This window comes from Streptomyces sp. NPDC057010 (assembly GCF_042673805.1).
Taxonomy (GTDB): domain Bacteria; phylum Actinomycetota; class Actinomycetes; order Streptomycetales; family Streptomycetaceae; genus Streptomyces.
The window spans coordinates 37,782-58,195 of the sequence record NZ_JBHUSC010000008.1; the positions used below are offsets into that span (position 1 = coordinate 37,782).

Below are 20,414 nucleotides of genomic sequence, written 5' to 3' on the forward strand. Positions count from 1 at the left end.
AGATTTTTACGTACCATTAGCGCTTGTGATGGACGAGCTTCCCCTGGACCAGGTGCGGACCCTGCTGGCCGTGGTGGACGAGGGCACCTTCGACGCGGCGGCGGCCGCCCTGCACGTGACGCCCTCCGCCGTGAGCCAGCGCGTCAAGGCCCTCGAACAGCGGACCGGGCGGGTGCTGCTGATGCGGACCAAGCCGGTGCGGGCCACGGAGTCGGGGGAGGTGGTGGTCCGGTTCGCCCGGCAGCTGGCCCGGCTGGAGCGCGACGCGCGGGCCGAGCTGGGGATGGCCGCCGAAGGGGCGGGGCCGGTGCGGCTGCCGATCGCGGTGAACGCGGACTCCCTCGCCACCTGGTTCCTGCCGGCGCTCAAGCGGGTGCCGCAGGATCCGCCGGTCTGCCTGGAGCTGCACCGCGAGGACGAGTCGCACACCACCGCGCTGCTGCGGGAGGGGCAGGTGATGGCGGCGGTGACCTCCTCGCCCGATCCGGTGGCGGGGTGCGCCGTACGGATGCTGGGGCTGGCGCGCTATCTGCCGGTGGCGAGCCCGGATTTCGCGGCGCGCCACCTGACGGGGGCGCCGGAGCGGGACCTGCGGCACGTCCCGACGATCGTCTTCGACCGGAAGGACGACCTCCAGGACGCCTTCGTACGGTCGTTGACGGCGGACGCCGCCGGCGGCGCGGGGCCGGTGCGGCACCACGTACCGACCTCGGAGGGGTTCCGCGACGCGGTGGTCGCGGGGCTCGGGTGGGGGCTGGTGCCCGAGCAGCAGGCGGGGCCTCTGATTCGGACGGGGAAACTGGTGCTGGTGGTGCCGAGGCGGCCGCTGGACGTCCCGCTGTACTGGCAGCAGTGGAAGCTGGACTCGCCGGTGCTGTCGATGGTGGCGGAGGTGATCGCGGCGGCGGCCCGGGAGGCCCTGCGCCGTCCCGCGAGGGGCGGGGCTTAAGCTGCCGCCCATGGAGTCCTACACGATCGGACAGGCGGCACGGCTGCTCGGCGTCAGCGTCGACACGGCGCGCCGGTGGGCGGATGCCGAGCGGTTCCCGACCCGCCGCGAGGGTACGCGGCGCATGGTGGACGGGCCGGACCTGGCCGCGTTCTGCGTGGAAGCGGCGCAGGAGGGCGCAGACGGCGACGAGGCCCCGTACACCTCGGCGCGCAACGCCTTTCCCGGGATCGTCACGGGGGTGAAGCTGGGCACCGTCGACGCACAGGTGGAGATCCAGGCCGGGCCGCACCGCATCGTGTCGCTGCTGACGCGGGAGGCCGTGGAGGAACTCGGCCTGGAGGTGGGCGCCCGGGCCACCGCGCGGGTGAAGTCCACCAGCGTGTTCATCGACCGGACCTGAGCGGGCCCGGAGCGGCACCCGGCGGGAGCCGTGCGGCGGCGGTGGCAGACTGGCCGCTGACCAGCCCGAAGAGGAGTACGCCGTTGTCCATGTTCAGCACCCTGCGCCGGGCCGTGCGCCGCGGCTACCGGCGGGCCGTCGACCTCAGCCACCCCGCCCGCTCCCCGCTCGGGAGCGCCGTGGTCAACTGCGTCGTCTACCGCGACGGCGTGCGGCAGGACGGCTGCGCGGAGGTCGAGGAGGCGCTGCGCCGGGTCCGCAAGACGGGCGAGGGCTTCGTGTGGATCGGCCTCCACGAACCCGACCAGGCGGAACTGGCCGGTCTCGCCGAGCTGTTCGGGCTGCACCCGCTGGCCGTCGACGACGCCGTGAACGCGCACCAGCGTCCGAAGATCGAGCGGTACGACGACACGCTGTTCTCCGTCTTCAAGACCGTGCGCTACGTCGAGCACGAGGAACTGACCGCGACCAGCGAGGTGGTGGAGACCGGCGAGCTGATGGCCTTCACCGGTGAGGACTTCGTCATCACCATCCGGCACGGCGGCCGCGGCACGCTCGGGCCGGTCCGTGAGGAGCTGGAGGCGTCCCCGGAGCAGCTGGCCAAGGGGCCGGCGGCCGTGCTGCACGCCATGGCCGACCACGTCGTCGACGACTACACGGCCGTCACGGACGCCGTGCAGAGCGACATGGACGCCGTCGAGACGGCGGTGTTCAGCGAGGCGGGCGGGCGCGGCGACGCCGGCCGGATCTACCAGCTCAAGCGTGAACTCCTTGAGCTGCGGCGGGCGGTGGCTCCGCTGAGCCGCCCGCTCCAGCAGCTGGCCACGCAGCCGATACCGGTCATCCCGCCGGAGATCCGCGCGTACTTCCGGGACGTGGCGGACCACCTGACCCGCGCCACCGACCAGATCGGCGCCTACGACAACCTGCTCGACTCCATCCTCCAGGCCCACCTCGCGCAGGTGACCGTCGCCCAGAACGAGGACATGCGCAAGATCACGGCATGGGCGGCGATCGTCGCCGTCCCGACCATGGTCTGCGGGGTCTACGGCATGAACTTCGACCACATGCCCGAACTGCACTGGACGTACGGGTACCCGCTGGTCCTCGGCGTCATGGCCGTCGCCTGCTTCGTCATCCACCGCGGCTTCCGGCGCAACGGCTGGCTCTGACGAAGCCACCGGTAGGGTCCGCCTGTCATCCAAGATCAACAGGGAACGGGCAGGCCGGACATGGAACGGACATCGGCGGAGCCGCACGGTGGAGTACTGGTGGGCAGGCGCGTACGGCTGGAGCCGCTCGAACGCCGGCACCACGACGGGCTCTGCGAGGCGATACGCGACGGGAGGCTGTGGGAGCTCCCGGTGACGATCGTCCCGCACCCCGAAGACGTGCCCGCCTTCATCGAGGACGCGCTGGCGGCGCGCGAGGCGGGCACGCAGCTCGCGTACGCCACGGTGGACCTCGCGACCGGCCGGACGGCCGGCTCCACCCGGCTGATGATGATCAACACCCTCTACCGGCGGCTGGAGATCGGCTTCACCTTCCTCGGTGCGTCCTGGCAGGGCACCGGGCTCAACACCGAGGCCAAACTGCTCATGCTCACCCATGCCTTCGAGGTGATGGGCATGAACCGGGTCGAGCTCCTGACCGACGTGCGCAACGCCAGGTCGCGGGCGGCCATCGAAGGGCTCGGCGCCACGCACGAGGGGGTGCTGCGTCATCACATGGTGATGCGCGACGGGTGGATCCGGGACACCGCCGTCTACAGCATCACGCGGCCCGAATGGCCGGACGTCAAGCGGGCGTTGGAGGCGCGCGTGCACGGGTCTTGAGTGCGCCGGATCTCTGGTAGTAAAGTTTCCTAACCAAACCGGGAAGCCTCAACTACCCCACGGAGGCCTTGTGTTCACCCCCCACCGCAAGTTGCTGGCCATCAGTGCACTGCTCGGCAGTGCGCTGATCGCCGTTCCGGTCACCGCCCACGCCACCGACGCCGTCCCCACCCCCACGCAGGTGACGGCGACGGCGGCCGTCGGGCTCGACGATCCGGCGAAGAAGGAGATCGCCATGCAGATCGTCTCCAGCGCGGAGAACTCCTCGCTGGACTGGAAGGCGCAGTACAAGTACATAGAGGACATAGACGACGGCCGCGGCTACACCGCCGGCATCATCGGCTTCTGCTCCGGCACCGGCGACATGCTCGACCTCGTCGAGTACTACACCCAGGTCAAGCCGGGCAACGTCCTCGCCAAGTACCTCCCGGCGCTGCGCAAGGTCGACGGCACCGACTCGCACGCCGGCCTCGACCCGAACTTCACCAAGGACTGGGCGAAGGCCGCCCAGGACGGCGAGTTCAGGAAGGCCCAGGACCACGAACGCGACCGGGTCTACTTCAACCCGGCCGTCAAGCAGGGCAAGTCCGACGGGGTCGGCACCCTCGGCCAGTTCATCTACTACGACGCCATCGTCATGCACGGTGACGGCACCGACTCCACGAGCTTCCGCAACATCCGCAAGCGCGCCCTGTCCAAGGCCAAGCCCCCCTCCCAGGGCGGCAACGAGACCACCTGGCTGAACGCCTTCCTCGACGCCCGCGTCTGGGCGATGAAGCAGGAGGAGGCGCACAGCGACACCAGCCGCGTCGACACCGCGCAGCGGGTGTTCCTGAAGAAGGGCAACCTCGACCTCCACACCCCGCTCGACTGGAAGGTCTACGGGGACTCCTTCCACATCGGCTGACCGGACGGCAGCGGCGGCCCGGGGCGGACCCCTCCCCGCCCCGGTTCCGCGTCCGTGGTGTCGCAGTGCGATAACGATGTGGGAGCCGGCGGGCCCGGCTCCGCCGGCGACGAGCGCGCGCAGGGCGGGGACGTTACGGACGTCAGGGGACAGGCCGCCTCTCCTCGCGCCCCGGCGTAATTCCTCCGTCACCGGAAAGCCTCCTGCGGGGCCGATTTGCCACCCTGCAAAGTGGCTTGACCGCGCCGTAAGCCGGGCATAAGTTCTGCCCCGGCTTGCTCCAGCAGGACTGGCCGGAACACTGTCCTCTGGGGGGACCTGTGAACTACTTCACCGACGTCGTCAAGCGGTACGCCGACTTCAACGGCCGCGCCCGCCGCCAGGAATACTGGATGTACACGCTGTGGTACGCGGCGCTCCTGATCATCTTCATGATCGTCGACTTCGCGCTCGGCACCTACCCGCTCTTCTACTTCATCCTGGTGCTCGGCCTCTTCCTCCCCACGCTCGGGGTGGGTGTGCGCCGGCTCCACGACCAGGGCAAGTCCGGCTGGTGGATCCTCGTCGGAGCCATCCCCCTGGTCGGCTGGATCTGGGCGATCGTCCTGATGGCCACCGAGGGCACCCCGGGGCCGAACGAGTACGGCCCGAGCCCCAAGTCGATCCACGCCTGACCCGTACGGCCGAGCGCCGTCGCCGACCCCACCGGTCGGCGGCGGCGCTCGCGCATGCGACGGCGTGATGCGCGTCTCCCGCAGCTCGTGCCGGGGGGCTGTCCTGACAGGCCCGATCAGGAGATATCTTGATGTCGAGCAATGTTGCAGACGAGAGACCAGACTGTGGAGCGGAGCATCCGGTGACTGACTCGACCATCATCTACACGCACACTGACGAGGCCCCGGCCCTCGCGACGTATTCCTTCCTGCCTGTGATCCAGGCGTACGCGTCGACGGCCGGTGTGAATGTCGAGACCCGTGACATCTCCCTGGCCGGTCGGATCATCGCCAGCTTCCCCGAGCACCTGGAAGAGGGCCAGCGGATCGCGGACGCCCTCGCCGAGCTCGGCGAGCTGGCGAAGACGCCTGAAGCCAACATCATCAAGCTGCCCAACATCTCGGCCTCGATCCCGCAGCTGAAGGCCGCGATCGCCGAGCTCCAGGGCCAGGGCTACGCCCTCCCTGACTACCCGGACGACCCGAAGTCGGACGAGGAGCGCGAGATCCGCGCCCGCTACGACAAGGTCAAGGGCAGCGCCGTCAACCCGGTCCTGCGCGAGGGCAACTCCGACCGCCGCGCTCCCGCCTCGGTCAAGAACTACGCCAAGGCCCACCCGCACCGCATGGGCGCCTGGACCCCCGAGTCGAAGACGAACGTCGCCACCATGGGCGAGAACGACTTCCGCTCCACCGAGAAGTCCGCCGTCGTCGCCGAGGCCGGCACCCTGCGCATCGAGCACGTCGCCGCCGACGGCGCCACCACCGTGCTGCGCGAGTCCGTACCGGTCCTCGCCGGTGAGGTCGTCGATGCGTCCGTCATGCACGTCGACGCGCTGCGCACCTTCCTGAACGACCAGATCGAGCGTGCCAAGGCCGAGGGCGTCCTGTTCTCCGTGCACCTCAAGGCCACGATGATGAAGGTCTCCGACCCGATCGTCTTCGGTCACGTGGTCCGCGCCTTCCTCCCGAAGACCTTCGCGCGCTACGGCGAGACCCTCGCCGCCGCCGGCCTGTCGCCCAACGACGGCCTCGGCGCCATCCTGAACGGTCTGGGCGCGCTGCCCGAGGGTGACGCGATCAAGGCCTCCGTCGACGCCGAGATCGCCGAGGGCCCGGCCCTCGCCATGGTCGACTCCGACAAGGGCATCACCAACCTGCACGTGCCGTCCGACGTCATCGTCGACGCCTCCATGCCGGCCATGATCCGCACCTCCGGCCACATGTGGGGCCCGGACGGCAACGAGGCCGACACCCTGGCCGTCCTCCCGGACAGCAGCTACGCGGGTGTCTACCAGGTCGTCATCGACGACTGCCGCGCGCACGGCGCCTTCGACCCGGCCACCATGGGCTCGGTGCCGAACGTCGGCCTCATGGCCCAGAAGGCCGAGGAGTACGGCAGCCACGACAAGACCTTCGAGATCGCCGCCGCGGGCACCGTCCGCCTCGTCGACGCCGCGGGCAACGTGGTCCTGGAGCAGGAGGTCGCCGAGGGCGACATCTTCCGGGCCTGCCAGACCAAGGACGCGCCGATCCAGGACTGGGTCAAGCTCGCCGTCACCCGCGCCCGCGCCACCGGCGTCCCGGCCGTCTTCTGGCTCGACGAGAACCGCGCGCACGACGCGCAGCTGATCGCCAAGGTGCGCACGTACCTCGCCGACCACGACACCGAGGGCCTGACCATCGAGATCCTCTCGCCGGTCGAGGCCACCGCGTACTCCCTGGAGCGCATCCGCCGCGGCGAGGACACCATCTCGGTGACCGGCAACGTGCTGCGCGACTACCTGACCGACCTCTTCCCGATCCTGGAGCTGGGCACCAGCGCCAAGATGCTGTCGGTCGTCCCGCTGATGAACGGCGGCGGCCTCTTCGAGACGGGCGCCGGCGGCTCCGCCCCGAAGCACGTCCAGCAGCTGGTCAAGGAGAACTACCTGCGCTGGGACTCCCTCGGTGAGTTCCTGGCGCTGGCCGTCTCCTTCGAGCACCTCGCCACCACCACCGGCAACGCCCGCGCCCAGGTGCTGGCCGACACCCTGGACCGCGCCACCGGCACCTTCCTCAACGAGGACAAGTCGCCGTCGCGTCGCCTCGGCGGCATCGACAACCGCGGCAGCCACTTCTACCTCGCCCTGTACTGGGCGCAGGAGCTGGCCAGGCAGACCGACGACGCCGAGCTCGCCGCCTCCTTCGAGGCGCTGGCCAAGACGCTGGGCGAGCAGGAGCAGACCATCGTCGGCGAGCTCATCGCGGTGCAGGGCTCCCCGGCCGACATCGGCGGGTACTACCAGCCCGACGCCGCCAAGGCCGCGGCGGTCATGCGCCCGTCCGCGACCTTCAACCAGGCCATCGCGACCCTGGCCTGAAACCCTTAGCGGCATGTGTTCCGCCCCGGCCGGCCTCGTGCCCGGCCGGGGCGGACCCGTTTCACCCGACGGGGTCGGCCGCCACGCGGAATCCGATGTTTCCGGCGGAGCTGTCCGGGGTGTTGCGGGTGCGGGCCGCGACCCGGTAGCGGTTGCAGTACGAGTCGTGGCACATGTGCGAGCCGCCGCGCATGGCCCGCTCCGGGCCGGTGGGCGCGAACCGGTCGGCGGACCACTCCCACACGTTGCCGACCGCGTTGTAGAGCCCGTACCCGTTCGGCCGGAAGGACTTGGCGGGAGCGGTGCCCGCGTACCCGTCGGCCCGCGTGTTGTGGACCGGGAAGTCGCCGTTCCAGATGTTGCACATGTACCGCCCGCCGGGGCGCAGCTCGTCGCCCCACGGGTAGCGCTTCTGCTCCAGGCCGCCGCGCGCCGCGAACTCCCACTCGGGTTCCGTGGGCAGCCTGGTTCCGGACCAGGCGCAGTACGCCTGGGCGTCGTGCCAGGAGACGTGCACCACGGGGTGGTTCTGGCGTGCGGCGAAGGAGGAGCCGGGGCCCTCGGGGTGCCGCCAGTCGGCACCGGAGACCGCCCGCCACCACGGGGTGCCGGCCACCGCCGGTGAGGCGTCGGCGAGTTCGCCGGCCAGGAAACCGGCGAACACGAAGCTGAAACCGAAGGACTCGGCCTCCGTGACGTGGCCGGTGGCCTTCACGAACGAGGCGAACTGCGCGTTGGTGACGGTGGTCGGGGCGATACGGAACGCCCCGACCACCTCCTCCCGTACCGGGCCCTCGCCGTCCGCCGCGAACCCGTCGGGGTCTTCGGTCCCCATCAGGAACCGCCCGCCCGCCAGGTCCACGAGACCGCGGACGGCACGCGCGGCCGCGGGATCCGCCGCCGGCGGTGCTTCCGGCCGCCGGACCAGCGTCAGCAGGTCGGCGGACGGCTCGCGGCCGGGGGTGCAGCAGGGCTTGGGCGGCATGGGGTTCTCCTGGGGGACGGGTGGGGATCAGGCCGTGCGGTCGGCGGCCAGCGCCGCGGCGAGCGCGGGGATGCCGAGCGCCTGTTCCTCTTGCGGGGTGGCCTGGTAGAGCAGGTTCTGCAGCTGGTACGGGTCGCTCTCCAGGTCGTAGTACTCCCGGAAGGTGACCTGCCCGGTGCCGGACACCGCGCCCGTGGCATCGGTGTGCAGGTCGTAGTACTCGGTGTACTGCTTGTCCTTGGCCACGTAGGAGGCCCAGGTCTTCGGGCCGGTCCCGCCCGTGCCCTGCTTCCACCACTCGACGAGCAGGTGGTCACGGCTGTAACCGGTGAGCAGGGAGTGGCCGTCCTGCGGCGTGTCGGGGGTGATCCCGGCCGCGTCCAGGATGGTCGGCGCGATGTCGATGTTGGCGACGACGCGGTTGTCCACCGTACCCGCGCCCAGGCCGCCGGCCGGCCAGGAGAGGTAGAAGGGCACCTCGTGCGCCGGGCGGTAGGGAACCGACTTCGCGGTCCAGCCGTGGTCGGCCCAGCCGAAGCCGTTGTCGCCGATGTAGATGACCAGGGTGTTGTCCAGCTGTCCGAGGGCGGCCAGCTTGTCGTGGAAGGCCTGGACGGCGTCGTCCACGGTCAGCAGGGTCCGCAGCTGCTCGGCGCGGATCTGCTGGCCGTCGGCCAGGGTCCCGGTCGCGTTCTGGATGTAGGCCGGCTTGTCGTTCCGGTTGGCCTCGGGGACGGAGGGGCGCCCGTTCCAGGCAGGGACGGCGACGTCCGCGTACTTGGCCTCGGGCGTGCGCGGCCCGTGCGAGGCGTACGGGGTGACGTAGGCGAACCAGGGGCGGCTGTCGGTCGCGGCCTTGTCCAGGAAGTTCAGGGTCTTGTTCTTGATGATGTTGGTGGTGTAGCCGTTGATCGTCTGGACGGTGCCGTTCACGTTCCAGTCGGCGTTGGTGTACGCGGGCTGGAGCAGGGCGAACTCCTCGAAGTGCGGCGGGTTGTCCGCCAGCGTCCAGGAGTTGAGGTACTTGCCGAACAGTCCGGTGCGGTAGCCCGCCTGCTTGAGGTAGCGCTGCACGGTGGTGTGCTGGTCGAGGCTGTGCGAGGCCGCGTTGTTGCGTACGCCGTGGTTGTGGGCGTAGCGGCCGGAGAAGACGGAGGAACGGGAAGGGGCGCACAGCGGGGTGGCGACGTGGCCGTTGGTGAACTTCACGCCCTGGCCGGCGATCCAGTCGATGGTCTTCTGGATGGCCCAGTCGGTGTGCTTGGGCTGGTCGTCGGTGACGATCAGCAGGATGTTGGGGCGGGCCGCGGCCGCGGCGGCGGGCGTGGCCGCCTGGGCGAGGGACGGGGTGGCCGCTGCCGCCGCCACCGCTGCGGCGCCGGCGAGGAAGCCGCGTCTGCCGACCGAGCCGGTCCTGGGCGTGCCGATGTGCTCGCTCACGAGGGTCTCCTGTACGTGCGGGGGAGTGTGACGTACGAACCGGGGGGCTTCCGGCGGCGCTCGCGCCCAACCGGAACCTGCAGGTCAGACCCTAGAATTCGGGCACCGGTCACTCAATGCCCGCCGCATGGCAGTGCTGTGCCAGTGCTGTGGCGCCGTCATGGCGGCGTTATGTCCCGCACATGACATGACGTTCAGAGCCGGTGGACCCGCTCCCCCTCGAAGCCCAGCGGGGACCGCCCGGCGGCGAGGATCCGCAGCCCCGGAGCCACCGAGAGCAGGTCCCGCAGCCAGGCCAGGGCCGCCGGGGCGAGCCGGTCGGTGCCGTCCAGGACGAGCAGCATGTCCCGCTCGGCCAGCCACGAGGCGGCGTTGGCCGTTCCGCACGGCAGGAAGGGCATGCCGGGCACGTGGCCCAGTTCGGCCGTCAACTCGCGTACGCCGTAGCCTTCGTGGAGCGGGTCCAGGGCGATGACGGCCACCCCGTCGTAGAAGTTGGAGGCGAGCCGGCGCGCGATCTCGCGCACCAGCAGGCCGCGCGGCTCCCGGAAGCCGCCCGCCACGGTCAGGACGCGCCCCCGCCGGACGGCGGTGAGCAGCCGGGACATCTCGGCGGACGTAGCGGGCAGTGTTCCGGTCGATCCGGATTCCCTCATCGGCACGATGCCCCCCATTGCATGCGTGACCAAGCGCGGCGACAGGGTTCTCTTTCAAGCCGCGTGACGACGATTATGCGCCACTTGCGCCACAAGACCAGGGGAATGTCGCATTCCGGTGCTGCTGTCCGCTCCTTCGCAGGTCAGGTCGCCCACGCGGCGCGGTGCGCTGCCGCGGGCAGCGGCGGCCGGCTCCCGCCCGCCGGGCGCACCGGTTCCGGCGGGCGGCCCGCGCCCGCCCGCAGTGCCGCGCCCGTCCGGTGCGCGTGGTGGCGCTTGAGGTCCTCCTCCCGGTAGCGCTTCGTCCGCTCGTGCCAGTACGCGATGCCCGCCATCCACCACCGCAGCTCGTCGGCGCTGCGCTCCACGGCCGCCCGGGCCGCCGCGTCCAGCCCGTGGTCCTCGCACATGACGGGGAGTTCCCTCTCCACCACGTGCTCGAACTGCTTCATCCGCGAGGTCATCAGATCGTTCGCGATCCGCAGGGCCGTCGGATGGCCGCAGTCGAAGAAGTTCTCCACGACGATCAGGAGGTTGTGCAGCTCGCCCTCGTACTCGGCTTCCTTCTGGTAGGAGTACACGTCGTTCATGACGGCCGCGTAGTCGAAGGCCGCCGCCTGCATCGACTGCATGGCCGAACTCGCGTACACCTCCTCCGGTACGACGTCCAGGTGCGCCAGCCGGGAGAGCGCGATGGTCATCGGCGACCCGAACGTCACCCGGCGCATCTCCAGGTAGTCCACCGGATCCGGCACCCGGTTGGCGGCCTGGTTCTCCAACTCCCAGTGCCAGCTGTCCAGTACCTGGTCCATGGCGGCCCGGAAGATCTTCCGGCCCCGCATCGGCATCGGCCCGGCCGTGCGCCGCCACAGGTCCGCCAGCCCCCGCTCCATGGCGTTGGCCGGGGGCGGCGGCGCGGACAGGTCGAGCGGCATGCAGGCGCGCAGCCGCGCCGTCTGCGCCCGGGCGGCGGGCAGGGCGCGGGTGGTGCCGAAGAGCAGCGGATAGGCGTCGTCGGCGTACGTGCCCCAGCACAGCCAGCCCGCGTTGATGTCCAGGGTCTGCGGCGGGCAGTGCGGGTCCATGCCGGCCGAGCACAGTGCGAAGTCGAAGCCCCGGGCCTTCTCCTCCCACCAGATGCCCTCCTCCAGCAGGCCCGTCCGCCGGATCCACTCGATGAGCCGCTCCCGGGCGCCGTCCAGGTGCGGATTGAGCACGTTGCGCAGCGGCAGGTAGAAGTCCGGGATCACCGAAGGGCCGACCGCGCGCGGGGTGTTGCCGTACCGGCGCAGGCGCGGGGCGCCGCCCGTCAGCCCCAGCAGGGCCCGGACGCCGGCGCCGGCGGTGCCCAGACCGGTGGGGCCGCGCAGCCATCCGGGCGGACCCGCTTCGCCCCGGCCCGGGCGGCCGTTCATGTACCGGCTGGAGCGCATGTGCCACTCGTGGCCGCCGGACTGCCAGTCCTGGAGTCCGCGGGCGTACGTGAGGACCGCGAGGACCTCGGCCGGGGCGAGGCCCTTCTCCGCGCACAGCGCGGGCAGTTCGGTGAAGAAGGTGGTCTCGAACTGCTGGAGCCGCGAGGTGAGCAGGTCGTTCAGCCGGTCGGCGGCCTCCTGGGTGGTGCAGCCGAAGAACCTCTCCAGGACCAGCACCCCGTTGCTGAGCTCCCCCTCCGCGCCGGTCTCCCGCTGGTACGAGAACAGGTCGTTTCGGAAGTGGACCGCATCGGCGAAGCAGTCGCGCAGCACGCGCAGCGCCCGCTCCCCGGAGACCGACGCGGGCACCTCCGCGCCCACCGCGTGCTCGACGATCCCCGCCGACCAGGGCGCCCCGCCCACCTTGCGGCGCTGTTCCACGTACTCCATGGGGTTGGAGACGCGGCCGATGCGGATGTTGTCGAGCTCCCACAGCGACTCGTGCAGGAGGTCGCGGGTGCTGAGGCCGAAACGCGCGGTCCAGTCCGCCGAGTGGCCCGGCACCGTGCGCCGCCACAGGTCGGCCAGGCCCGCCTCCACCGGGCCCGTGGGTTCGGGCACCGGCGTCCGCGGATCGGCGGGCATGAACAGGGCGAGGCGCTCCAGCGCGTCCCGCCCGGCCCTGCGGTCGCCGGTGCGCTTGAAGCGCGCCAGGAACCAGTCGTCGAAGAAGAACACCCACACGTACCAGTCGGTGACGAGCGAGAGCGTCGGCCCGTCGCACTCGGGATGGGTGTAGGCGCACAGCAGTGCGTAGTCGTGTGCCTCCAGATCGGCGAGGTCCCAGACCCCCGAGCCCTCCAGCATCCCCAGGTCCCCGGCCCAGGCCCGGCTGTGGGTGCGGGCCTCCTCCAGGTGCGGATTGAGCCGCGCGGGGTGCGGCAGGTAGAACTCGGGCAGCTCGAAGGGCTGCTCAGCGGTCATGGGAGGGCCCCTCCCGGTCGTCGAAGCGGGCGATCTCCACGTTCTCCAGGACCCCGACGGCGTCGGGCACCAGGATGGCCGCCGAGTAGTAGGCGGTGACCAGGTAGGAGATGATCGCCTGCTCGTTGATGTTCATGAACCGCACGGACAGGCCCGGCTGGTACTCGTCGGGCAGCCCCAGCTGGTGCAGGCCGATGACGCCCTCGTTGTCCTCGCCCGTGCGCAGGACCAGGATCGAGCTGGTCCGCTCCTCCGTCACCGGGATCTTGTTGCAGGGCAGCAGGGGCACCCCGCGCCAGGAGGGCAGCGCGTGCCCCTGGAAGTCCACGGCGGCCGGGTACAGGCCGCGCCGGTTGCACTCGCGCCCGAAGGCGGCGATGGTCCGCGGATGGGCGAGGAAGAACTCCGAGCCGCGCCGCCGGCTGAGGAGTTCGTCCATGTCGTCGGGGGTGGGAGGACCGGTGCGGGCGAAGATGCGCTGCTCGTAGTCGGCGTTGTGCAGCAGCCCGAACTCGGGGTTGTTGATCAGCTCGCTCTCCTGGCGTTCCCTCAACGCCTCCACCGTGAGCCGGAGTTGCTGCTCCGCCTGGTTCATGGGCTGGTTGTAGAGGTCGGCGACGCGGGAGTGCACGCGCAGTACGGTCTGCGCGACGCTGAGCTCGTACTCGCGCGGGCTCAGGTCGTAGTCGACGTACGTGCCGGGCAGCATCACCTCGCCGGTGTGGCCGGCGGACAGGTCCACGGCGTCGCTGCCCTTGCGGCCGACGCGCTCGGCCTCCAGATAGGCCTCGGCGTGCCGGCGCAGGGCGGGGGAGCTGTTCAGGGCCACGTCCCAGTCGCCGCGGTTGAAGGTCATCGTCACCACGTCGGTCAGGGCGCGGGCCGTGAACTCCCAGCGGGCGTCCGGCAGGGGGTGGTGGCCGAAGTGGTCGCCGTCGCTGAGGACGCCGAGGCTGGCCTCGTCCCCGTAGGAGCCGACGCTGAGCCGCTCGATCCGGCCGTGGGCGACGAGGTAGATCTTGTCGACGGGGTCGCCGCGCCGGACGATCACATCGCCCTTGCGGAACTCCTCCTTGACGAACCGCTCGGCGATCGACTCGACCACCCGGTCGTCGGGGAAGTAACGGAGCATGCCCAGCTCGCGCAACATGGGCGGGATGACGCGGAGTTCGGTGCCCGTCTTGACGAAGGTGATGCGGCCGTCGCCGAGGGTGTAGCTGACGGTGCGGTTGACCCGGTAGGTGCCGCCGCCCGTCTGCACCCACGGCAGGATCTTCAGCAGCCAGCGCGAGCTGATGCCCTGCATCTGCGGGGCGGACTTCGTCGTGGTGGCGAGGTTGCGGGCGGCCTCGGTGCTCAGGCTCTGCCGGGCGGCGGCGGCCAGGTGTGCGGAGCTCACTTCGGGGGCGGGGTCGACGGACATGGCAGGCCTTCCTCTCGGTCGGTCTTCCTGGGCGCGGCGGCCGGGCGGGGGTCGTGAACGGGGGTGATCGGAAGGAGCGATCCCGCTTCCAGTGATCTGCTGCGCTCCCGTACGCCAGCGGCACGCGGTGTGATCGCGTGCCGACGGGCGCACACGTCTTAGTTAGGGGCAGGAGCGCTTCACCGGCTACGGAGGCCCCGCCCTCACCCTGTTGAATGTCCCCACGCGTTGAAGGGCTGGACGTTTGTGCGAGCTGGGCGGTTCTGATGGCCAAGCGTGAACCCAACGGACGACTCCGCACCCTCCTGACCGACGCCCGCTGGAGCGGGCAGGACTTCGCCCGCGCCGTCAACGGGGTGGCCGCCGAGACCGGCCTCACCCTGCGCTACGACAGGACCTCCGTCTCCCACTGGCTCGCCGGCACCCGGCCGCCCGCCCATGTCGTCGCCCTCGCCGCCGAAGCGCTCAGCCGGCGCACCGGGCGGCCGGTCAGCCCGGCCGACACCGGGCTTACCCGGCCCGCGGGCATCAGGGTGCGGGACCGCAGCGGCGGCGAGCCGCGCGGCGCCGACGCCCTCACGCCGGGCGACGCCGAGGCCCTCTTCGGCGAGATCCCCGTCTACTCCTCCGTCTGGCGGCCGCCGGGCGGGCCGCCCGGTGGGCCGCCGGGCGGGGGCGAGGGCCCGGCGCGGGCCTCCGGGCGGATCGGGGCGGAGCACGTGGCGGCCGCCGAAGCCGTGCTGCCGGTCTTCCGCAACGCCGACATGACGTCCGGCAGCGGCCTGGCCCGGCCCGCCCTGACCCGCTACCTCGCGACCACGGTGGCGCCCTGGCTGCGCGCCGCCGCCGCGCCGGCGGTACGCCACCGGCTGCTGGGCTGCACCGCCCGGCTCGCCTACACCGCGGGATTCCTCTGCTTCGACGGGAACCAGCAGGGCATGGCCCAGGCGTACTACCGGGCGGCGCTGCGGCTCGGGCAGGAGGCGGGGGATCCGGGTTGCTGGGCGCCCGTACTGCGCGCGATGAGCGTGCAGGCCCATCAGCTGGGCCACCGCAAGCAGGCGTGGGAGCTGGCGGAGGCGGCCGCCCGGGAGGCCGGGCGGCTCCCCTCCCTCCAGGCCGCCTTCGTCACCGGGCAGCTGGCCGTGGCCGAGGCCGGCTGCGGCGACCGGCGGGCGGCTGTGGCCCATCTGGGCGAGGCGGAACGGCTGCTGGAGCGCTCGGCGGGTCAGCAGCCGGCCATCGGCGACTACCACCACGCCGCCCTCGCCCATCAGCAGGCGGAGGCGCTGGCGGCGCTCGGGGACGTGCGGGGTGCGATATCCGCGCTCGGCGCCTCGCTCCGGCAGCGGCCGGCCGGTGAGCGGCGGGCCCGGGCGATCACGACGGCGCGGCTCGCCGAGCTCCACCTGGGGCGCGGGCACGTGGAGCGGGCCTGTGCCGCGTGGCACGACCTGCTGGACCTCGTGCCGCAGCTGGACTCGGTGCGGGTGGAGGAGGCGGTCCGCAGACTGCGCGGCCGCCTCCACCCCCTGCGCGCCCACCGCGCCGCCCGCACCCTCCTGTCCCGCCTCCCCTGACAGGGGAGGGGTTTCTCAGGCCGGGGCCCGGTACCGGGGGCTCGTCGCGTGCCACCGCGCCGAGCCGCCCATCCAGTTGCGGATGCCCTCCAGGAAGCGGGCCAGGAGCGGCGAGCCGAGCCCGGCCAGGGCCGCCGACTCCGCCTCGACCATCCGCATCATCTCGTCATGGATCGCAGCCGTCCGGTTCACCGCCTCCTGGAGCGAACAGCCCTCCTCCGCTGCGATCAGGTTCGGGAGGTTGGTGTCGGCGGGATCCTCCCGGGCCATCGAGTACAGGTCGTTCAGGAGGCACGTGGCCGCACCCGCGTACATGTACGTGCGCCGCACCCGCGCATCCGCGAACTCCTGCGCCGGCACCTCGTACCCCCCGACCGGGTCGGTCAGGACCATGCAGGGGAAGAAGCCGTTCTCGTACCGGTGCAACAGGTACTCCCACACCGGCGGCCGCCGCCCCGACATCCGCCACTCGGCCTCGTGGTTGTACCCGACGAACATCACCGCCAACTGGTAGCGCAGGCGCGTCACCTGGGTCGGGGAGGCGAACTCGGCGAGGTGCTCCAGGGCCGAGCGGAACGCGCGCAGCACCGGCTCGGCCGCCACCCGCTCCTCGAACCGCCGCGCGTAGCCCGCCGGCATCCGCACCGGGTCCACCACGGCGTGCGCGAGCGCCGACCGCAGCCCGATCAGCGCGGGGTCGGGGTCCCGGCCCTCGTCGACCCAGTGGTCGTCGACGGCCCACTCGGCGAGCCCGCACTTGGCGGCCGCCAGCAGCCGGTCCGGGTCGTCGCAGTCCGGGTGCGCGAGCATCATCAGCTGGCCGAAGCCGCAGGAGCGCAGCATGTCCAGGCGCCCCTCGTAGATCCCGACCTCGGCGGCCCACCGGACCAGCCGATCGTCGACCACCTCCGCCAGGGCCGGGTCGTCCCGTACGGGGTCGGGGCAGTACAGCGGGGGGATCACGACGCCGCCCGCACGGCTGCCCGTACCGGTGTCGCAGACCGGGGCGGGCGCACGCCCCGGTGAGGCGCCCAGTCCGCTGCGGCCGCCGAGCAGCCGGCGCAGCACGTCCTCCGGTGCGTCGAGGGCGGGAACGAGGGCGCGGTCCATGAGGTCCTCCTGCGGGTCGGCACACCCACCCATGGAGCGCGGCCCGGCCACCGCCCCGGTAGCCCCCGCCTCCCGCCCGCCCGTTGAAGATGCCGCCGCGTTGAAAGCCTGCACTGGTGTGCGGACACCGTCCGCCCGCGTGCCCGCCGGGTCCCCGCAGGCCGGGCTTCGCACTGGCGTGCACGGCTTCAACCCGCCGTGATTTTCAACAGGCCCCCCGCCCCGCGCGGGTACCGCTCCCGCCGCCCGGCACCCCACCGTGAACCGTGCGGAGCCGAGCCGCGCGCTCCTCGTGGACCGACGCAGGGAGGAACCCCCCATGACCTCAGCAGCGCCGCCGCCCCTGGACCCCGCCGACGAACGGCAGTTGAGCCTGAGCACCGCAGCGGCCCGCAATCTGGCGACGACCACCAAGTCCGTCCCCCAGATGCAGGGCATCAGTTCGCGCTGGCTCCTGCGCATGCTGCCCTGGGTGCACCTCGGGGCCGGCACCTACCGGGTCAACCGCCGCCTCACCCACGCCGTGGGCCGCGGCCGGGTCTCCTTCGTCCAGACCGGCGCGGACGACGTACGCATCCTCGCCCCCACCCTCGCCGAACTCCCCACCCTCAAGGGCTACGCCGACGGCGGCGTCCTCGACGAGCTGGCGCAGCGCTTCGTCAAGCGCGACCTGCGCGCCGGCGACGCCCTCGTGACCGCGGGCACCCCGGTCGACGAGGTGTTCGTCATCGCGCACGGCCGCTTCGAGAAGCGCGCCGAGGGCAAGTACGGCGGGGCCGAACTCCTCGGCGTGGTCGCCGACGGCGACCAGCTCGGCGACGACGCCCTCGGACAGGAGGACCCGCGCTGGGGCTACGCCGTCCGCGCCGCCACCGCCGGCACCGTCATGGTGCTGCGGTGGAGCGCGTTCCAGGAGGTGCTGGGCCGCTCGGCGAGCCTGCGCGCCCACCTGGAGCAGTACGTCGAGAACGGCCGAAGGCCCGTCAACCGGCGCGGCGAGGCCGACATCGAGCTCTCCTCCGGCCACGAGGGCGAGGCCGTACTGCCCGCCACGTTCGTCGACTACGAACTACGCCCGCGTGAGTACGAGTTGAGCCTCGCGCAGACCGTGCTCCAGATCCACACCCGTGTCGCCGACCTCTACAACGACCCGATGAACCAGTTCGAGCAGCAACTGCGCCTGACCGTAGAGGCGATGCGCGAACGCGAGGAGTCCGAAATCCTCAACAACCGTGATTTCGGGCTCCTCCACAACGCCGACTACGGGCAGCGCATCAGCACCTGGTCCGGCCCGCCCACCCCCGACGACATGGACGACCTGCTCAGCATGCGCCGCGGCACCACGTTCTTCCTCGCCCACCCCAAGGCCATCGCCGCCTTCTTCCGCGAGTGCAACAAGCGCGGCATCGCCGTCGACACGGTCGAGGTGCACGGCAAGAAGGTCCCCTCCTGGCGCGGCCTCCCCGTACTGCCCTGCGGGAAGATCCCGGTCGTCGGCGGCCACACCAGCTCCATCCTGGCCCTGCGCACCGGCGAGGAGAACGAAGGCGTCGTGGGCCTGCGCCCGACCGCGATCCCCGAGCAGATCGAACCGGGCCTCAACGTCCGCTGCATGGGCATCGACCAGAAGTCGGTCATGTCCTACCTGGTCAGCTCCTACTACTCCACGGCGATCCTCGTCCCCGACGCGATCGGCATCCTCGAGAACGCCGACATCGCCTCCACGCGCACCTGACCCCCGCGTCCCCTCTGTGACGTACGCGTCCGCGCCGCGCGCCCGGGGACGGTTGTCCGGAGGCCGGTCATCGGCTCTACTGCTGTGCAGCCCCGCCTCGGGGCGCCGTACGGGCGGGAGGGACCCCAGGATGACAGCGGACCGGCGATCGGACCGGAGACCGGGCTCGCGGGTGGACCGGCGGGCGCGGCGGTCGGCTGCCCGCCCCGTGTCGCACCGGCGCCGGCCCCGGTTCCGGGGCCGGCGCCCGCTGCTGGCTCTGCTGATCTCCGCCTTCCTCCTCGTCGGGGTCTGCGCGGCCACCGGCATCGCCTGGGACCCCTTCAACGCCCCCTCCGCGCACGGCGCTTCTGCCCCGGACGTCGGCGCCCCCTGGTCCACCGGGCCCGACGGGGTCCCCTCACCGGCCGCCTCCGCCCCGGCCGCCACCCCCCGTCAGCCCACCCGGAGCGGCCCGGCCGACGACTCCGCGGCCACCGAGGGCGACCCCCGGAGCGGCGAGGACACCGCAGCCGAACGCCCCACCGGCGCGCTGCCGTTCGACATGCCCGCGCCCGCCGCCCTGCGCTCCGGCGCGGCGGGCCGCAAGCTGGTGTTCGCCCACTACTTCACCCCGTATCCGCTCTCCCTCGACAACGCGAGCGCCGACGGCGACTACTACACCCGCCACTACCTCGCCCCGGACGGCGAGAACGGCAAGCACGAGAAGTACGGCGGCCTGCTGCGCGACCGGCCGCTGCCCGTGCGGCCGAAGAGCGGCGACTGGGAGTACGCCAACCTCCAGCAGGAGGTGCGCACGGCCCGCGCGGCCGGCATCGACGGCTTCACCCTCGACGTGCTCTCCTTCTCCGGCAGGAACTGGGACCGCTCCAACCTGCTGATGGCGGCGGCCCACTCGGTGGACCCCGCCTTCAAGATCATGCTGATGCCGGACATGACCTCGCTGAAGACCGACGACCCGGCCGTGCTCGCCGACGCCATCGCCACCCTCGGCGACGCCCCCGCCGCCCACCGGCTCCCCGACGGCCGGCTCGTCGTCTCGCCCTTCAAGGCGGAGGAGAAGAGCGCCGCCTGGTGGAGCGAGGTCATCGCCCTCCTCGCCTCCCGGCACGGCGTCCGCACCGCCTTCGTCCCGCTCTTCCTCGACTTCGGCGCGCACAACGGCGAGTTCGCCCCCATCAGTTACGGCTTCTCCGAGTGGGGCAGCCGCAGCTACGTCGGCCAGGAGAGCAACACCCGCGACGTCGGCCGCGCGCACGGCATGGGCAAGATCTGGATGCAGCCCGTGTCCGTCCAGGACGCCCGGCCCAACCAGGGGATCTACGACGAGGCCGGCAACACCGCGACCCTGCGCTCCACTTGGACGCACGCCATCGAGGACGGCGCCGACTGGGTGCAGCTCACCACCTGGAACGACTACTCCGAGGGCAGCCAGTTCGCGCCCTCCCTGCACAACGGCCACGCCTACCTGGACCTGACCTCCTACTACCTCACCAGGTTCAAGACGGGCAGCTGGCCGGAGATCGTCCGCGACACCCTCTACCTGACGGCGCGCACCCAGTTCGCGGACGCCGATCCGACGGGCCGCCAGTCGCTGCTCATGACGGTGCGCAAGGGCAGCGCCGCTCCCCGGGACACGGTGGAGGTGCTCAGCTTCCTCACCGCGCCCGGCGCCGTCCGCACGACCGTGGGAGGCGCCGGGGCCTCGTACGAGGCGCCGGCCGGGGTCCACTCCGAGCTGCTTCCGCTGAAGCCGGGCGCCGCGTCGGCGCGGGTGGTGCGGGGCGGGAAGACGCGGGCGGAGGTGGAGCTGCCGTATCCGGTGGACCGCACGGTGGAGGTCCAGGACCTCCAGTACCACGCGGCCACCAGCGGGCGCCGCTAGGCGGTCCGGGCCTGGGCGGACGCGGGCCGGA

General features: G+C 71.9%; 16 protein-coding genes. 10 read left to right on the top strand and 6 right to left on the bottom strand.

Going from position 1 to position 20,414, the window contains the following annotated elements:
- The first annotated feature begins 28 nt into the window (after positions 1-28).
- From ACFTXQ_RS11220 to ACFTXQ_RS11250, 7 genes are all read left to right on the top strand, one after another.
- Positions 29-949, top strand: a complete 921-nt coding sequence (locus ACFTXQ_RS11220) for a LysR family transcriptional regulator ArgP (RefSeq protein WP_382638510.1) — start codon at positions 29-31, stop codon at positions 947-949.
- A gap of 10 nt (positions 950-959) precedes the next feature.
- Positions 960-1,352 (top strand): molybdopterin-binding protein, encoded by a 393-nt coding sequence (locus ACFTXQ_RS11225; protein ID WP_382638512.1) that lies wholly within the window; start codon positions 960-962, stop codon positions 1,350-1,352.
- Between the two features lie 89 nt (positions 1,353-1,441).
- On the top strand, positions 1,442-2,524 hold the full coding sequence (gene corA / locus ACFTXQ_RS11230; protein ID WP_382638886.1) for a magnesium/cobalt transporter CorA: 1,083 nt from the start codon (positions 1,442-1,444) through the stop codon (positions 2,522-2,524).
- Positions 2,525-2,623: 99 nt separating this feature from the next.
- Positions 2,624-3,187 (top strand): GNAT family N-acetyltransferase, encoded by a 564-nt coding sequence (locus tag ACFTXQ_RS11235; RefSeq protein ID WP_382638515.1) that lies wholly within the window; start codon positions 2,624-2,626, stop codon positions 3,185-3,187.
- Between the two features lie 70 nt (positions 3,188-3,257).
- Entirely contained in the window at positions 3,258-4,094 is an 837-nt protein-coding gene (locus ACFTXQ_RS11240) for a chitosanase (protein ID WP_382638518.1), read from the top strand.
- Positions 4,095-4,414: 320 nt separating this feature from the next.
- Positions 4,415-4,768 (top strand): DUF805 domain-containing protein, encoded by a 354-nt coding sequence (locus tag ACFTXQ_RS11245; protein WP_382638521.1) that lies wholly within the window; start codon positions 4,415-4,417, stop codon positions 4,766-4,768.
- Between the two features lie 182 nt (positions 4,769-4,950).
- Complete coding sequence (locus tag ACFTXQ_RS11250) at positions 4,951-7,170, top strand: NADP-dependent isocitrate dehydrogenase (protein ID WP_382638524.1); 2,220 nt, start codon at positions 4,951-4,953, stop codon at positions 7,168-7,170.
- A 61-nt stretch (positions 7,171-7,231) separates the two neighbouring features.
- Here ACFTXQ_RS11250 and ACFTXQ_RS11255 read toward each other — a convergent pair whose 3' ends face one another.
- From ACFTXQ_RS11255 to ACFTXQ_RS11275, 5 genes are all read right to left on the bottom strand, one after another.
- Positions 7,232-8,155 carry a formylglycine-generating enzyme family protein gene (locus tag ACFTXQ_RS11255; protein ID WP_382638527.1) on the bottom strand — a complete coding sequence of 308 codons (924 nt, stop codon included), beginning with the start codon at positions 8,153-8,155 and terminating at the stop codon, positions 7,232-7,234.
- Between the two features lie 27 nt (positions 8,156-8,182).
- Positions 8,183-9,595 (bottom strand): sulfatase, encoded by a 1,413-nt coding sequence (locus tag ACFTXQ_RS11260; RefSeq protein ID WP_382638530.1) that lies wholly within the window; start codon positions 9,593-9,595, stop codon positions 8,183-8,185.
- A gap of 194 nt (positions 9,596-9,789) precedes the next feature.
- Positions 9,790-10,203 carry a hypothetical protein gene (locus ACFTXQ_RS11265; protein WP_382638533.1) on the bottom strand — a complete coding sequence of 138 codons (414 nt, stop codon included), beginning with the start codon at positions 10,201-10,203 and terminating at the stop codon, positions 9,790-9,792.
- Positions 10,204-10,394: 191 nt separating this feature from the next.
- Positions 10,395-12,650, bottom strand: a complete 2,256-nt coding sequence (locus ACFTXQ_RS11270) for a germacradienol/geosmin synthase (protein ID WP_382638536.1) — start codon at positions 12,648-12,650, stop codon at positions 10,395-10,397.
- Entirely contained in the window at positions 12,640-14,073 is a 1,434-nt protein-coding gene (locus ACFTXQ_RS11275) for a family 2B encapsulin nanocompartment shell protein (protein ID WP_382638539.1), read from the bottom strand. Before ACFTXQ_RS11275 ends, ACFTXQ_RS11270 begins: the two co-directional genes overlap by 11 nt.
- Before the next feature lie 266 nt (positions 14,074-14,339).
- Here ACFTXQ_RS11275 and ACFTXQ_RS11280 point away from each other — a divergent pair, with 266 nt between their 5' ends.
- Positions 14,340-15,653, top strand: a complete 1,314-nt coding sequence (locus tag ACFTXQ_RS11280; RefSeq protein WP_382638542.1) for a tol-pal system YbgF family protein — start codon at positions 14,340-14,342, stop codon at positions 15,651-15,653.
- Between the two features lie 15 nt (positions 15,654-15,668).
- On the opposite strand, the gene ACFTXQ_RS11285 is transcribed toward ACFTXQ_RS11280, so the two are convergent.
- Complete coding sequence (locus ACFTXQ_RS11285; protein ID WP_382638545.1) at positions 15,669-16,763, bottom strand: family 2 encapsulin nanocompartment cargo protein terpene cyclase; 1,095 nt, start codon at positions 16,761-16,763, stop codon at positions 15,669-15,671.
- Positions 16,764-17,082: 319 nt separating this feature from the next.
- Here ACFTXQ_RS11285 and ACFTXQ_RS11290 point away from each other — a divergent pair, with 319 nt between their 5' ends.
- The gene (locus tag ACFTXQ_RS11290) at positions 17,083-18,498 is read left to right on the top strand and encodes a family 2B encapsulin nanocompartment shell protein (protein ID WP_382638548.1); all 1,416 of its coding nucleotides are present in this window, start codon (positions 17,083-17,085) and stop codon (positions 18,496-18,498) included.
- A 208-nt stretch (positions 18,499-18,706) separates the two neighbouring features.
- Positions 18,707-20,383, top strand: coding sequence for a glycoside hydrolase family 71 protein (locus ACFTXQ_RS11295; RefSeq protein WP_382638551.1), 1,677 nt, complete (start codon positions 18,707-18,709; stop codon positions 20,381-20,383).
- Positions 20,384-20,414 lie beyond the last annotated feature (31 nt).